Genomic DNA, 13,067 nt, shown 5'->3' on the forward strand with positions numbered 1-13,067 from the left:
CGTCGGCCACGAAGGGAGCGAGCGCTGAGCTTGCTCGTGCGATTATCTCTGCTCTCTTACAAATGCGAGGACTGCGTCCGTAAGAGTCGTGTCGCCGGTGTTGATTGAGTAGACTTCCGACATGTGGCTGTGGCCTTTGAGCGCCACAAAACCTGGACAGCGGTTTTCGGCGCACATTGCAGCCTTCAGAGTTTCTGCCTGGTCGATGTAGTATGGTACATCGACTTCTCCGTGCGCAACGAGCAACGGCACGTTGGAACGCGCCAGGCCCTTAATCGAGGATCGCTCCGGCCACAATTCGGTATTTGGGCCAAAATAGGATTTCTGCCCCGGAACTTGGACTTGGGGACGAAGGTCGAATGTGCCTGATATGAGTATCGCGCCGACGACCGTCGGCACGGTTGCGCGTGCAAGGTAACTTGCAACATGGGATGCTCCCGCGGAGTGGCCCATCAGAAAGATACGATCTGGATCGCCTCCGAAGTCCCGGATTTTCTCTCTTGCCCAAGCAACCGCTGACGCGACATCGTCCGAGGCCGCCGGCCAGGGATGGTCGGGTGCAAGTCGATAGGTCATGTTGACGCCGAGCATGCCATTGTTCGACGCCCACAGCATGACATTGTCATAGTAGGGGCTTGTGCCGCTCCGCTTGTCGCCTCTCTCATAGCCACCGCCATGAACAAAGATGAGGACTGGGCGATTCCGGGACGTCGTTGCTCGAAACAGATCCAACAGATTGCGGTCATGTGGACCGTACTTGACATTTCTCTCGACGACTACGTTTTCGTAAGGCTCTTTCGCTTGCAGCGGGGCGTACAGCTTCCCCGTATCGGGAGCATTTATCAGCGCTCCCATCGCGCTGATCGCCTCGGCCTTATCTGGAGGCATCGAGCCGGCCGGCGATGAGCCTGAGCCAAGGGCGAGCAACACGGTGGCGATGACAATTGATCGGCGCATTTAAGACACCTCAAAATGGATTGAAATCTATGGTGAGTACCCAAACGTGAACAGAACTGAGGCAGGGCCTGAAAGAACGATCCTGATCATGGTTCGCGCTCTATAAAATTACGAATTCAATCCTTTCCCTTCGCAGCTTCGAGCTGGCCTGTCGAGGTGCAAATTCTGTGCACGCCTCAGCGCGCTTCATTGCGATCGGCAAAATTGGTGGAGAATCAAAGCTGGGTCCGCCTATGGCGCTGTCGGACCAGTTTCGAAGCAAACACCCAGCTTGGATGAATATTTACGATGCCGCGCGCGAAGCGTCGGCGGACAGCCGCGCCAGCAACGATCTTGCCGTATCCGACGACGACAGCGAATCCACGCTGACCACGGGATCGCTGCGCATCTCGTGCTTGCCGTTGGAGGTGTGCCGCATCACCGCGGAGAGGCGGCGAGCGATCATGTGGGCGGTGCGGAAGTCGGTCTCGGCGAAGACGACGATGACCGAGCCGTCCTTCTGCGCCGTGCCGAAGTCCATCTGCCGCATCAGGCGGCTCAGGATGCGCGCGGCATCGAGCTGGGCGCGGGGATTTGAGGGATCGAAGGCGAAGCGCGCCACCGACAGGCCGCTGCCGCGGGCAAGCGTCTGCTCGACAGCCCTAGAGAAATCGCGGGCGAAGGCGTCCGTCGTGAGCAGGCCGCTGCGCGGATCGAGCCAGCCGCCGGCATCGATCGAGCGCAGCGTGCGGCTCAGTTGCGCTTCCAGCGCGTGCTGGCGGATCAGCGGCAGCGCGTTGGCGGCGACTTTCGCCGGCTCGCCCGGGATGAGCTCGAGATTGGGCAGGTCGTACGTCTGAACGAGCTGGTGCGCGGTGACGATCACGGGCAGGCTGCGGAAGCGGGTGTCCTCGGCCAGCACCGTGAGGAAGGCGTCGGTGACGCGCGCGGTAAAGCCTTCGGCGAGCACGACGCCGTCGATGTCGCGGGTGTTGAGATGCTTGGCCGCGGCCTCGATCGAGAGCGCGCCGATGACGCCGACGCGTTCGCCGAGAGCGACGGAGAGTGCGGGATAGGCCGCGCCGCGGCCGATCAGGAGCACGGTGGCATCGCGCGACGGATCGCTCTGCGGCAGCGCGACCTTCACCTCCGGCAGCCGGCGCAGCACGGTGGCATGAAGGGTGCGGACGCGCAGCGCGGCGCGCAGCCGCGCGCTCAGGCGGTCGGGATTGCCGCGCGAGGAGAAGGGCAGGGCGTTGTGTGGCAGCGTGCCCGCCGCATCCAGGGCCACGAAGGGAAGGTAGGGCGATTGGTCGGCGATCTTCCTGGCGAGCAGCGCCAGATGCGGCTCATATCCACTGTTCATTGCGGCGAGAACCGCGGCCGGCTGCACCTGCTCGACCGCGCGCGCCGCGCTGGCCCAGTCGGTGTCGACCACGGGAAAGAGACGGGCCTCGTCCAGCGCCGCAACGAAGGTGGGGCGCTCGGCATTGGACACAAAGAGGATCGGGCCCGCCTGGGACATCGCAAACTCTGATCACGCGACAGATGCTGCGCAATCTAGTTTGGCCGCCTTAATGCAGCGTCAACGGATGGGTCGAAAATGCACCTAGGCCGCCCCCGAGCGGTCGCGAAAAGCCTCGACCATCAGTGGGTTAAGCCCGAGCTCGTTGAGCGCCTCGCGGGCGCGGGCGTTGTCCTGGGCCCGGCCCGCCAGCCGGTGACCGGAGAGGCGGTCGGGCAGCGCGGTGAGCAGGGCGCCCTGGCCGAGCCGGCGCGCCCATTCCTGGAGGTCGTCGGAGAGGAAGCGGTAGCCGCCGACGGCCATGATGCCGGAGGGCGGCGCGGTGATGCAGATCGCACCGCTTGGACGGTCGAGCCGCGCCGCATAACCGGTATCGACATAGTCGCGCGGCGGCTGCGCGATCAGCGTCTCGCCGACCGGCTGCGGCGGGGCGTAGGCCGCAATCGGCACCATCGCCCCACGCAGGCCGAGCGTGCCCTTCGGCGTCAGCAGGATCTCGCCGGCGATGGAGGAGCCGGACTGTTCGCGCGGGGCGCCGTGCGGCCCCGGCATCACCGCCACCGGCATGCCGTCCTCGCCGCGGCGGGCGCCGAACAATCCGGCCTCGCCGAACAGATAGACGTCGGTCAGCGGTGCATGCGGCGCGATCCAGGCATCGCTTGCCGCTACCTGCTCCGGCGCGCGCCACAGGCCGATGACGTTGCGCAAGGTCGGCATCCGCGCCGCCAGGTCGGAATCGCCAAGCCGCAGCGCGAGCTGCGCGGGCGCGATCAGCACCTCGCACTCATGCTCGTTGATCTGCTGCTCCAGCACGTCGTTCTCGAAGGGATGATGCAGCGCCAGCGCGCCGCCCGACAGCAGCCACACCGCGAGCGAGGAGGCGAGGCCGGCGAAAGACATCGGCGTGAACGCCGCCATCACGGTCGCGCCCTGCTTGATGTCGGCCTCCAGCGACATCGCGAGGCCACCGGCGATCAGGCTGAAATGCGGCCGCGGCACCGGGCGAAAGCCTTCCGCCGTGACGTCGAAGGAGATCATCGCCGCCTTGCGGCCGTCCTGGATCACGGCACGCGTGGTACCGGGCGGGCGGGCCAGCACCTCGTCGAGCGATGCCATGCCTTCGGGCAGGTCGGTGCCGAAGCCGCAGACATGGCGGATCGAGAACGCCTCGGCCGCAGCGTGCATCGCGAGGTCGGCATAGCTGATGCCGTCGACCTTGCTCATGGTGACGATGGCGCGCGCCGCGGTGCGGTTGAGCGCTGCGGTCAGTTCCGCGTGGCGCCAGAGCAGCGGCAGCACGGCGACGACGAGGCCGGCGCGATGCGCGGCGAGCACGGTCAGCACGAACTCGACCGTGTTCGGCAGCTGGATTGCGATGACGGAATTGGCCGGCAGGCCCGATTCGACGAAATAGGCCGACAGCGCCTCGATGGCGGTATCGGCCTCGGCATAGCTCAGCCGCCGCGGCTGGTGCCCGGTCACGCGCGCCTTGTTGAGGGGATCGAGCAGGGCGGTCGCGTGCGGCTGCCGCATCAGCGTGCGCTGGAACAGCGTGTCGAGCGTCGGCGATACGGCTGGCTGGTTCACGGCGTCACTTCGCTTGACTGGGCTCACCCTTCGACCACCAAGTCTCCGGCAGGTAGCCGGACAGCGCGGTGGCCTTCGGCCGTTCTATCCGATTCCAGCGCGCGATCCATTGCTCCGATACGTTAAACAGGGGGATTGTGTAGAAGCCCGCGATCAGGGCGCGGTCGAGCGCGCGCACCGCCGAGACGAAGGCCGTATGTTCACGGGCCTCCAGCAGGGCGCCGATCATGGCATCGACCGCCGGATCCCTGGCGCCCATGTAGTTGCGGGTGCCCGGATTGTCGGCGGCAGCGCTGCCCCAATAGAAATACTGCTCGTTGCCGGGCGACAGCGACTGGTCCCAGCGGTTCTGGATCATGTCGAACTCGTAAGCGAGCCGGCGCTGGTCGAATTGCACGGGATCGACCGACCGTACCCTCGGCTCGATGCCGGCACGCTTGAGGTCGCGCTGGAAGGCGAGCGCGATGCGTTCCTGGTCGCGGGTCGTGACCAGGATCTCGAACGTGAAGGGCGCCTTGGTCGTGCGGTTGCGCAGGACGGTGCCGTCGAGATCGTAGCCGGCCTCCGACAACAGTTTCAGCGCGGCCCGCAGCGTGGTCCGGTCGCGTCCGGAGCCGTCGGTCACCGGCAGGCGGTAGCTGCCGTCCATGACATCGGGCGGAATTTGTGCGGCGAACGGCTTGAGCAGCTCGCGCTCGCGCGCGTCGGCAGGCTTGCCATAGGCCGACAGCTCCGAGCCGGCGAAATAGCCGGCGACGCGCGAATAGAGCGAGAAGAAGTAGTTGCGGTTGACCAGCTCGAAATCGAACAGCAGCGTCAGCGCCTGGCGCACGCGGATGTCGGCGAACATCGGACGGCGGGTGTTGAAGACCAGGAATTCCGAGGGCTGCGGCACGCCGGGCTTGACCGTGTCGCGGATCACCTCGCCGCTTCTGACGGCCGGAAAATCGTAGCCGTCGTGCCAGCGCAGCGGCTCGTTCTCGACGCGGAAATCGTAGAGGCCGCGCTTGAAGGCCTCGAACTGGCCGTTGGCCTCACGGAAATAGTCGAGCCTGATCTCGTCGAAATTGTAGAGGCCGCGATTGACGGCGAGGTCGCGGCCCCAATAGTCGGGATTGCGCCTGAGCGTCACGCTCGCGCCGGGCTTCACCGCGGTGACGCGATACGGGCCCGAGCCGACCGGCCCCGTCAGCGTCGTCTCCTCGAAGGTCGCGACATCGACCGCGTGCTTCGGCAGGATCGGCATCAGGCCGAGGATCAGCGGCAGCTCCCGGTCATTGGCGCCGGTGAGGTCGAAGCGGACGGTGAGGGGATCGGGCGCCTCGGCCCCGGCGACCTTGGCGTAGTATTGCCGAAGGTTCGGGCGGCCGTGGTCGCGCAAAAGCTGCCAGGAGAACAGCACGTCCTCGGCGAGCACCGGCTTGCCGTCGGAGAAGCGGGCGCGGGGATCGAGGTGGAACGTGACATGGCTCCGCCCATCGTCGGATTCGACCGATTTGGCGAGCAGGCCGTAGAGCGTGAACGGCTCATCCTGGCCGCGCGCGAGCAGGCTTTCGACCACGTAGCTGCGCATCTGCTGCACGGCCAGTCCCTTCACGATGAAGGGATTGAGGCTGTCGAAGGTGCCGAGCAGGCCCCAGGTCAGCCGGCCGCCCTTGGGAGCATCGGGATTGGCGTAGGGCATGTGGGTGAAACCGGCGGGCATCGCCGGCTCCCCGTGCATGGCGATGGCATGGGCCTCCTCGGCCCGTGCGCCTGCCGGCAGCCCGGCGGCGAGGGCCATAACGAGGACCGAGGTGAGGATGATGCAATGGCGGATGCCGGGGCCCTCGAGAAGGCGCTGGAACATGAACATCGGCACACGTTGATTCGAGGACCGGCGGACCTGAATCCTATCACAGGGAATTTGGTGGGGCGCTGGCGCCAGGGCGGCCAAAGACGGTTGTCGGCATTGATCTTTTCGTCGGCCACGTTAAGAAGGCGGGCAATCGCGCAAGAGCGTCGAGCCCGTCACTTATCCGCCTCAATTGACGGGGAGAGAGCCGCGCCCAAGGCGGCCAGGTTCGGCGCTTCGGAGCGGTTCGGGCACTTCCCGTTTAGAAAGGGTTTTCCGCAATGAATTTTCGTTACTTGGCCGCGTCCGTCCGGCCGCGCGGGCGACTTCTCGCCTTGTTGACGGCGACGGCGTTGGCCGTTCCGTTTGCTGCCGAGGCCCAGACCCCGACGCCGGCTCCCGGCGCGCCCAAGGCAGCTCCGGCCCCGAAGGCCGCCGCTCCGAAGGCTGCCCCCAAGGCTCCCGCACCGTCGGCCCAGGCGCCCGCCCCACAGGCTCCCGCGCAAGGCGCTCCGGCGCAGCAGGCCGGCCAGCCCGCGGACCAGCAGATTCAGCTGATCTACGCCCCCTGGACCAAGTTCTGCCTCAAGGGCCAGGACGCCAACGCCAAGCAGGTCTGCTTCACCGGCAAGGACGGCCGCATCGAGTCAGGCCAGCCGGTCATCGCCGCCGTGATCATCGAGCCGGAAGGCGAGCCGAAGAAGATCCTGCGCGTGACGCTGCCGCTCGGCATGCAGCTCGTGCACGGCACCCGCATCATCGTGGACAGCAACGCGCCGCTGCAGAGTCCGTACGTGATCTGCTTCCAGAACGGCTGCATGTCGGACTACGAGGCCACGCCCGAGCTCATCGCCAACATGAAGAAGGGCCAGAACCTCGTCGTCCAGGCGATCAACGCCAACGGCGCGCCGCTCACCCTGCCGCTGCCGCTCGCCGGCGAATTCCAGAAGGCCTATGACGGTCCGCCGACCGATCCGAAGGTGTTCGAGGAAACCCAGAAGAAGCTCCAGGAAGAGCTTCAGAAGAAGGCCGACGAGCAGCGCAAGAAGCTCGAGCAGAGCGGCGCTGCGCCCGGTGCGGCTCCGGCCGGCCAGAAATAATCGGGACCAGATCCCGGACATGAAAAAAGGCGCTCACTTCGAGCGCCTTTTTTATTGGCCGCATGCCGGCGGCTTGACTCAGTTCAGCGACGGATTGCGCGGGCGGTAGCCGCCGGCCTTGTCCTTGATGAAGATCTCGGCCACCTGGGAATGCCGGACCGGCTCGCCGGAATCGTCGGGTAAGAGGTTCTGCTCCGAGACATAGGCGACGTATTCCGATTCCGCGTTCTCCGCGAGCAGATGGTAGAACGGCTGGTCCTTGTGGGGCCGCACCTCCTCGGGGATCGACAGCCACCATTCCTCGGTGTTGTTGAATTCCGGATCGATGTCGAAAATCACGCCCCGGAACGAGAAGATCCGGTGGCGAACGACCTGTCCGATCTGGAATTTCGCGGTCCGCGCTTTAATCATTCTCCGTCGATAGACCAGGATTGTGGCCGATGCTAGTGGCCTCACCTGGAATTAATGCTCGCCTCGGGGGCGGATAGCCCTCAAGTCTTCAGAAAAAACCTTAGAAATGGCCGATATCCTCAATCTGGCATTACCTTATTTTGGCTTGATCTTCGTCGGATTTGCCTGCGGCAAGGTCAAGGCGCTGCCGGAAACGGGCCTCGCCTGGATGAACTTCTTCCTGCTCTACGTGTCGCTGCCGGCGCTGCTGTTCGCGATCATGTCGAAGACGCCGTTTGCGGAGCTGAACAACCCGCCGTTCCTGGTGGCGACCACGCTGTCGACGGTTACGGCGTTCACGCTGGCGCTGGTCGTCGGCAAGGTTCTCGGCCGCCTGACGCTGCGTGAGGCGACGCTGGCAGGGCTCTCCGGCGGTTACGGCAATATCGGCTATATGGGGCCGGGGCTGGCGCTCGCGGTGCTCGGGACGAAGGCGTCGGCGCCGACCGCGCTGATCTTCTGCTGCGACAGCATCTTCCTGTTCACGATCGTGCCGCTCCTGATCGAGCTGTCCGACCGCGATCATCCCTCGATCGTGCACGCCTTCGGCGTGGTGCTGAAGCAGATCGTGCTCAACCCGCTGATCATGTCGGCCTGTTTCGGCGCGGCGGTGGCAGCGCTGCATATCGAGCTGCCGGTCGCGCTCGACCGCACCATCACCTTCCTCCAGAACGCAGCCGCCCCGACCGCGCTGTTCGTGCTCGGCGTGACCGTGGCGCTCCGCCCGTTCGACCGGGTGCCGTGGGAGGTGCCGGGCGTGATCGTGGTGAAGCTCCTGATCCATCCGCTCGCAGCGTTCGGCCTGATGCTGGCGTTCGGCCCGTTCGCGCAGCCCTGGGCCGCGACCGCCGTGCTGATGGCCTCGCTGCCGCCGGCGCTGAACGTGTTCGTGATCGCCCGGCAGAACGGGGCCTGGATCGAATCCGCTTCCGTCGCGGTGCTGCTCGGGACCTTTGCGTCCGTGGTCACGCTGACCAGCGTGATGTGGGCGATCCAGACCGGCCGGCTGGCGTTTCCGTGAGGGAAGGCGGCCAGGCTCGCTCAGCGAGAGCTGACGGGCGCCGGATTCAGGAATTCTGCTCTTGCGTCATGGTGCTGCCGTCCGTGCGGCGAGAAAGGCCTGTTCCAGGTGTGCACGCATGCGGGTTGATGCCACCTCAGCGTTTCCCTCGGCAATGGCCTCGATGATCGCGAGGTGCTCGCGGCACCATTCGCGGACGCGCCGGCTGTCGAAATAGCTGCCGAACTCGAGCAGGCGCCGCAGCCGGTTCTGGTACTGGATGGCCTGCGCAAAGAAGGCGTTGCCGCAGAACTCGGCGCACATCTCATGGAACGCGGCATCGGTCTCGAACAATTGCGTGCTGGAGATCGAGGCGATGTCGGGATGAGAGGCGAGATACAGATGTTGCAGCCGCATCCGTTCGATCGCGGCGGGGTCCGGCTTGAACGTCGGCAGCAGAAAGCCCGAGGGCTCGAGCGTCAGCCGGAATTCGTAGCTGGCTCGGAGCGAGACAAGTGAATCGAGCGTCGGCAGGAAAGTCCAGCCATGCCCCTGCTTGCGTGCGATCAAGCCGTCCTCGGCGAGCCGCGAAAGGGTGCGCGCCAGCGCCGCCCGGTCGACATTGTACCGCCGCGCGATCTCGCTCTGTGTCACGGAGTTTGGAATGCGATGCTCGAGGCGATCGCGAACGAGCCTCGTGTAAAGCTCCTCGTCGATCGTCGAGGGGACCTCGATCTCGATCCGGTGAAGGGATTCGAACGGCTTTCGCAGGAAGAACCCGTGGTTCTTCCGCGTCTCCACGATGCCACGTTCGGCCAGGAGGTCGAGCGCCGACCTGATCGGCGTTCGCGAGACGCCGATCAGGTCGGCCAGCTGCTGCTCGCGCAGATGATGGCCGGGCTCAAGCCTGGCATTCCGGATGACATCGAGAATCTGGTTGGCGAGGCGAAAGCGACTTTGTTGCGTTGACCGCGCCATGGAAGGGGCTCTCGAATCCGTCCTAAAGTACAAATTGTAGCGACTGATACAATAGCCGCAGGCTGCGATCCGCGCCAAAACTCCTGACTAAGCCTTGGTCAGGAATTGCCCGCTGAACAGGCTTGACGCTGAAGGCAGCAATGATTGTATAATAATCAACAATAGAACAATCAAGTCAGGAGCCACCGATGTCTCGTTTGCGCCTTGCCTGCGGAGTCCTGTCGCTTGTTCTGTCCGGGCCGTTGCTGGCCGCGGATCTGTCTTCGGTCTCGCTGGTCGAGAAAGGCGCGCTGACCTATGGCGTTGCCGGCACTTTCGCGCCGTTCGAATTCCAGAAGGACGGCAAGCTCTCCGGCTTCGACATCGATATGATCGGGCTGCTCGGCAAGAAACTCGGGGCCGAGGCCAAGCCGATGAACATGGAGTTCAAGGGGCTGATCGTCGCGCTGCAGGGCGGCCGCGTCGATATGATCAACTCCGCCATGTACATCAACGAGCAGCGCGCCGGCCAGGTCGACTTCGTTCCCTATCTCAAGATCGGGACGCTGGTGGTGGTGCAGGCGGACAATCCCGCCAAGATCACCGGTCGCGACGATTCCCTCTGCGGCAAGACCATCGCCGTCACGCTCGGCGGCATTCAGGAGAGCTACGCGCGCCAGGACGACAAGCGCTGCCGCGACAAGGGGCTTGCCGCCATCAACGTGATGACGCTCCCCACCGCGCAGGATTCGGCGCTGACGCTGCGGCAGGGACGCGCCGACGCCCTGTTCAATTCGACCCCGGGCGTGGTGGAGCTGATGGAGAAGGTGCCGGGCGTCTACGCCGTGGCCGGCCCGGAGTTCGAGGCCAACACACAGATTGGCATGGCGGTGCGCAAGGGCGATGGCGCCATGAAATCGGCGATCGAAGCCGCGCTCAAGGAGATCGTCGCCGACGGCTCCTACAAGAAGCTGATCGAAACCTGGAAGTTTCCCGCCTCGGTAGCGCTGTTCGACTGAAGGAGCCGGCCGATGTCCATCGAGCTCGTCCTGAAATATCTGACCTCGCCGAACTTCTTGCGCGGCGCGGAGATGACGCTGCTGCTCACGCTCGCGTCACTCGTCTTCGGCATCCTGATCGGCCTTGTGCTCGCGCTGATCCAGGAGAGCCAGACGCGGATCGGCGCCGTCGTGACGGTCGCCTATCTCTGGCTCTTCCGCGGCACGCCCGTGCTGTTCCAGATCATCTTCATCTACAACGTGCTGCCGTCGTTCGGCATCAGGCTCTCGGCGTTCGTATGCGCGGTGCTGGCGCTGTCGCTGAACGAGGGCGCCTATATGGCGGAGATCCTGCGCTCGGGGCTTCAGGCGGTGAAGAAAGGGCAGCGCACGGCCGGTCTCGCGCTCGGTATGACCGGGATGCAGATGATGCGCCATGTCGTGATTCCGCAGGCCGCGCGGATCGTGCTGCCGCCGATCGGCAACCAGATGATCGGGATGCTGAAGCTCAGCGCGCTCGTCTCCGTGATCGCCGTGGAGGAGCTGCTGCTGGTCGCGAACCAGGCGGCGAGTGCCGATTTCCGCTACTTCGAGGCGCTGACCGCGGCCGGCATCTACTATCTCGCGATGACCACGATCTTCATGGGTCTGCAGATCCTCATGGAGATCGCCCTCGATCCCAAGAAACGGCGGGGCATGCGACGGCTTTCGTTGACCGAACGGATGCTTGGCACATCGAAGATCGTGGCGGTGCGGTAGCGACATGCAGCACCTTCTCGAGATCATCGGCGTCAGCAAGAGCTTTGGTGCGACGCAGGTGCTGAAGACGTGCACGCTGGCCGTCGAGCCCTCCGAGACGGTTGTCGTGATCGGTCCGTCAGGCTCCGGCAAATCGACGCTGCTGCGCTGCGTCAACCTGCTGGAGACGGTCGACAGCGGCGACATCTTCTTCGAAGGCGAGAACGTCACGCGCGCCCGGCGTACGGCTCATCTCTTACGCCGGCAGATCGGCATGGTGTTCCAGAACTTCGAATTGTTCGCCCATCTCTCGGCCGCCGAGAACGTCATGCTGGCGCCCGTGAAGATTCTCGGAATGAGCCGTGCCGATGCCCACGACATCGCGACCGAGCTTCTGCGCAAGGTGCAGATCCCCGAGAAGGCGGACGCGTTCCCGGACGAGCTGTCCGGCGGCCAGCAGCAGCGCGTCGCCATCGCGCGTGCGCTCGCGATGCGGCCCAAGCTGATGCTGTACGATGAGCCGACCTCCGCGCTCGATCCGGAAATGATCCGCGAGGTGATTGACGTCATGGCAACGCTCAGCGCCGAAGGCATGACCAGCATCGTGGTCACCCACGAGATGGGATTCGCCCGGCGAGCGGCCGACAGGATCGTGTTCATGGAGCACGGTGAGATCATCGAGAGCGCGCCGAGCGACCGGTTCTTCGGCGGCACGGTCAACGACCGGACGCAGCGCTTTCTCGATCAGATCCTCCACTGACTCCCGATATCCGGAACCCTTTGATGTCCAGCTCTCCCGACGTCGCACGCATGAAGCACGAGCTCGCAAGGCTCATTGCGATCGATACGCAGAATCCTCCCGGTCACGAGGCGCCTGCGGCGGAATATCTGCGTGAGCTGCTGGTCGGTGGCGGCTTCGGCGTCACGGTGCAGGAGTACAAGCCGGGACGGGTCAACGTGATCGCGCGGCTCGAGAATGGCGCAGGCCCGGTCTTCGCGTTCAATACTCATATGGACGTCGTGCCCGCAGGCGAGGGCTGGTCCTCGGATCCCTTCGGCCTGACCGAGAAGGACGGACGGCTCTACGGCCGCGGCGCCTGCGACTGCAAGGGGCCATTGGCCGCCATGCTGGAGGCCATGCGCATGCTGGCGGGCGATCGCACGGCATGGTCGGGCACACTGCTCGGCGTCTTCGTGGCCGACGAGGAGATCGCCAGCGAGGGCGCCAGGTTCTACGCCGCCGGCCATCCCAGGATCGATGCTGCCGTGGTCGGCGAGCCGACATCGAATGCGGTGTTTTCCGCGCACAAGGGCAGCCTGCGGCCAATCGTGCGGGTCTTTGGCGTGTCGGCACATTCCGGAACGCCGCACCTTGGCGAGAACGCGATCTACCGGGCCGGCGAATTGCTGGGGCTTGTCGCCGAGCATCACGACAAGGTCATCTGTCACCGCAGCCATCCGCTGGTCGGAGCGGCGAGCCTCACGGTCACGCGGATCAATGGCGGCCACGCTGACAATGTTCTGCCCGGCGCCTGCGATCTGCTGCTCGATCGCCGGATGGTGCCGGGCGAGGATGAGGAGACGGTCAAGCGCGAGATCGGCGAGATCCTCGTGATCGCGCGCGAGCGTTTCGGCCTGCGCGCCGAAGTCGTCGACTACAAGGCGACGACGGGCGGAGCAACGGAAACCGCGCCGGATAGTCCGATCGTGAGTGCGAGCCTTGCCGCGAGCCGGGCCCATGGTGTGGCCAAGCCGGGCCCGTTCGGCTTCCAGGGCGCCTGCGATCTCGTGCATTTCCGCAGCATCGGTGCGCAGGGGACCGTGATCGGCCCGGGCGATCTCGCGGTCGCCCACAAGCCCGACGAGTTCGTGCCCGTCGATGAATTCATCACCGCCAGCCTGATCTATCGCGACGTGGCGAAAGCCATGCTGCGCAACTAGG

Annotated in this window: 12 protein-coding genes; 6 read left to right on the top strand and 6 right to left on the bottom strand. The window is 65.0% G+C overall.

The window, feature by feature from the left end; translation table 11 throughout:
- Positions 1-42 precede the first annotated feature (42 nt).
- The 4 genes from BM118_RS02250 to BM118_RS02265 form a co-directional block, all read right to left on the bottom strand.
- A complete protein-coding gene (locus BM118_RS02250) occupies positions 43-957 on the bottom strand; it encodes an alpha/beta hydrolase (protein ID WP_092181644.1) in 915 nt (304 codons plus the stop codon).
- Positions 958-1,240: 283 nt separating this feature from the next.
- Entirely contained in the window at positions 1,241-2,461 is a 1,221-nt protein-coding gene (locus BM118_RS02255; protein WP_092181647.1) for a hypothetical protein, read from the bottom strand.
- Between the two features lie 84 nt (positions 2,462-2,545).
- On the bottom strand, positions 2,546-4,048 hold the full coding sequence (locus tag BM118_RS02260) for a class I adenylate-forming enzyme family protein (RefSeq protein ID WP_092181650.1): 1,503 nt from the start codon (positions 4,046-4,048) through the stop codon (positions 2,546-2,548).
- 4 nt (positions 4,049-4,052) lie between these two features.
- The gene (locus tag BM118_RS02265; protein ID WP_177234124.1) at positions 4,053-5,903 is read right to left on the bottom strand and encodes an extracellular solute-binding protein; all 1,851 of its coding nucleotides are present in this window, start codon (positions 5,901-5,903) and stop codon (positions 4,053-4,055) included.
- Positions 5,904-6,163: 260 nt separating this feature from the next.
- Here BM118_RS02265 and BM118_RS02270 point away from each other — a divergent pair, with 260 nt between their 5' ends.
- Positions 6,164-6,982 (top strand): invasion associated locus B family protein, encoded by an 819-nt coding sequence (locus tag BM118_RS02270; protein WP_092181656.1) that lies wholly within the window; start codon positions 6,164-6,166, stop codon positions 6,980-6,982.
- Between the two features lie 78 nt (positions 6,983-7,060).
- Here the strand turns inward: BM118_RS02270 and hspQ are convergent, their stop codons facing one another.
- Complete coding sequence (gene hspQ, locus BM118_RS02275; protein ID WP_008564941.1) at positions 7,061-7,393, bottom strand: heat shock protein HspQ; 333 nt, start codon at positions 7,391-7,393, stop codon at positions 7,061-7,063.
- A 106-nt stretch (positions 7,394-7,499) separates the two neighbouring features.
- Between hspQ and BM118_RS02280 the strand changes: the two genes are divergently transcribed.
- Positions 7,500-8,453 (top strand): AEC family transporter, encoded by a 954-nt coding sequence (locus BM118_RS02280; protein ID WP_092181658.1) that lies wholly within the window; start codon positions 7,500-7,502, stop codon positions 8,451-8,453.
- 66 nt (positions 8,454-8,519) lie between these two features.
- On the opposite strand, the gene BM118_RS02285 is transcribed toward BM118_RS02280, so the two are convergent.
- Positions 8,520-9,410 carry a GntR family transcriptional regulator gene (locus BM118_RS02285; RefSeq protein ID WP_092181661.1) on the bottom strand — a complete coding sequence of 297 codons (891 nt, stop codon included), beginning with the start codon at positions 9,408-9,410 and terminating at the stop codon, positions 8,520-8,522.
- 188 nt (positions 9,411-9,598) lie between these two features.
- Here BM118_RS02285 and BM118_RS02290 point away from each other — a divergent pair, with 188 nt between their 5' ends.
- From BM118_RS02290 to BM118_RS02305, 4 genes are read left to right on the top strand one after another with little or no spacing between them, the layout of a single operon-like run.
- Positions 9,599-10,408 (top strand): ABC transporter substrate-binding protein, encoded by an 810-nt coding sequence (locus tag BM118_RS02290; protein ID WP_092181665.1) that lies wholly within the window; start codon positions 9,599-9,601, stop codon positions 10,406-10,408.
- 12 nt (positions 10,409-10,420) lie between these two features.
- Entirely contained in the window at positions 10,421-11,146 is a 726-nt protein-coding gene (locus BM118_RS02295) for an amino acid ABC transporter permease (RefSeq protein WP_092181668.1), read from the top strand.
- A gap of 4 nt (positions 11,147-11,150) precedes the next feature.
- Positions 11,151-11,885, top strand: a complete 735-nt coding sequence (locus BM118_RS02300; RefSeq protein ID WP_092181671.1) for an amino acid ABC transporter ATP-binding protein — start codon at positions 11,151-11,153, stop codon at positions 11,883-11,885.
- A gap of 23 nt (positions 11,886-11,908) precedes the next feature.
- Entirely contained in the window at positions 11,909-13,066 is a 1,158-nt protein-coding gene (locus tag BM118_RS02305) for a M20 family metallopeptidase (RefSeq protein WP_092181674.1), read from the top strand.
- Position 13,067 lies beyond the last annotated feature (1 nt).

The sequence above is a fragment of the Bradyrhizobium sp. cf659 genome (assembly GCF_900113725.1).
GTDB lineage: Bacteria > Pseudomonadota > Alphaproteobacteria > Rhizobiales > Xanthobacteraceae > Bradyrhizobium.

Excerpts from the sequence above, each read along its gene's own strand:
- BM118_RS02295 (WP_092181668.1), top strand. The coding sequence starts at position 10,421 with ATGTCCATCGAGCTCGTCCTGAAATATCTGACCTCGCCGAACTTCTTG.
- BM118_RS02280 (WP_092181658.1), top strand. The coding sequence starts at position 7,500 with ATGGCCGATATCCTCAATCTGGCATTACCTTATTTTGGCTTGATCTTC.
- BM118_RS02250 (WP_092181644.1), bottom strand. The coding sequence starts at position 957 with ATGCGCCGATCAATTGTCATCGCCACCGTGTTGCTCGCCCTTGGCTCA.
- BM118_RS02290 (WP_092181665.1), top strand. The coding sequence starts at position 9,599 with ATGTCTCGTTTGCGCCTTGCCTGCGGAGTCCTGTCGCTTGTTCTGTCC.
- BM118_RS02285 (WP_092181661.1), bottom strand. The coding sequence starts at position 9,410 with ATGGCGCGGTCAACGCAACAAAGTCGCTTTCGCCTCGCCAACCAGATT.
- BM118_RS02255 (WP_092181647.1), bottom strand. The coding sequence starts at position 2,461 with ATGTCCCAGGCGGGCCCGATCCTCTTTGTGTCCAATGCCGAGCGCCCC.
- hspQ (WP_008564941.1), bottom strand. The coding sequence starts at position 7,393 with ATGATTAAAGCGCGGACCGCGAAATTCCAGATCGGACAGGTCGTTCGC.
- BM118_RS02300 (WP_092181671.1), top strand. The coding sequence starts at position 11,151 with ATGCAGCACCTTCTCGAGATCATCGGCGTCAGCAAGAGCTTTGGTGCG.
- BM118_RS02305 (WP_092181674.1), top strand. The coding sequence starts at position 11,909 with ATGTCCAGCTCTCCCGACGTCGCACGCATGAAGCACGAGCTCGCAAGG.
- BM118_RS02270 (WP_092181656.1), top strand. The coding sequence starts at position 6,164 with ATGAATTTTCGTTACTTGGCCGCGTCCGTCCGGCCGCGCGGGCGACTT.
- BM118_RS02265 (WP_177234124.1), bottom strand. The coding sequence starts at position 5,903 with ATGTTCATGTTCCAGCGCCTTCTCGAGGGCCCCGGCATCCGCCATTGC.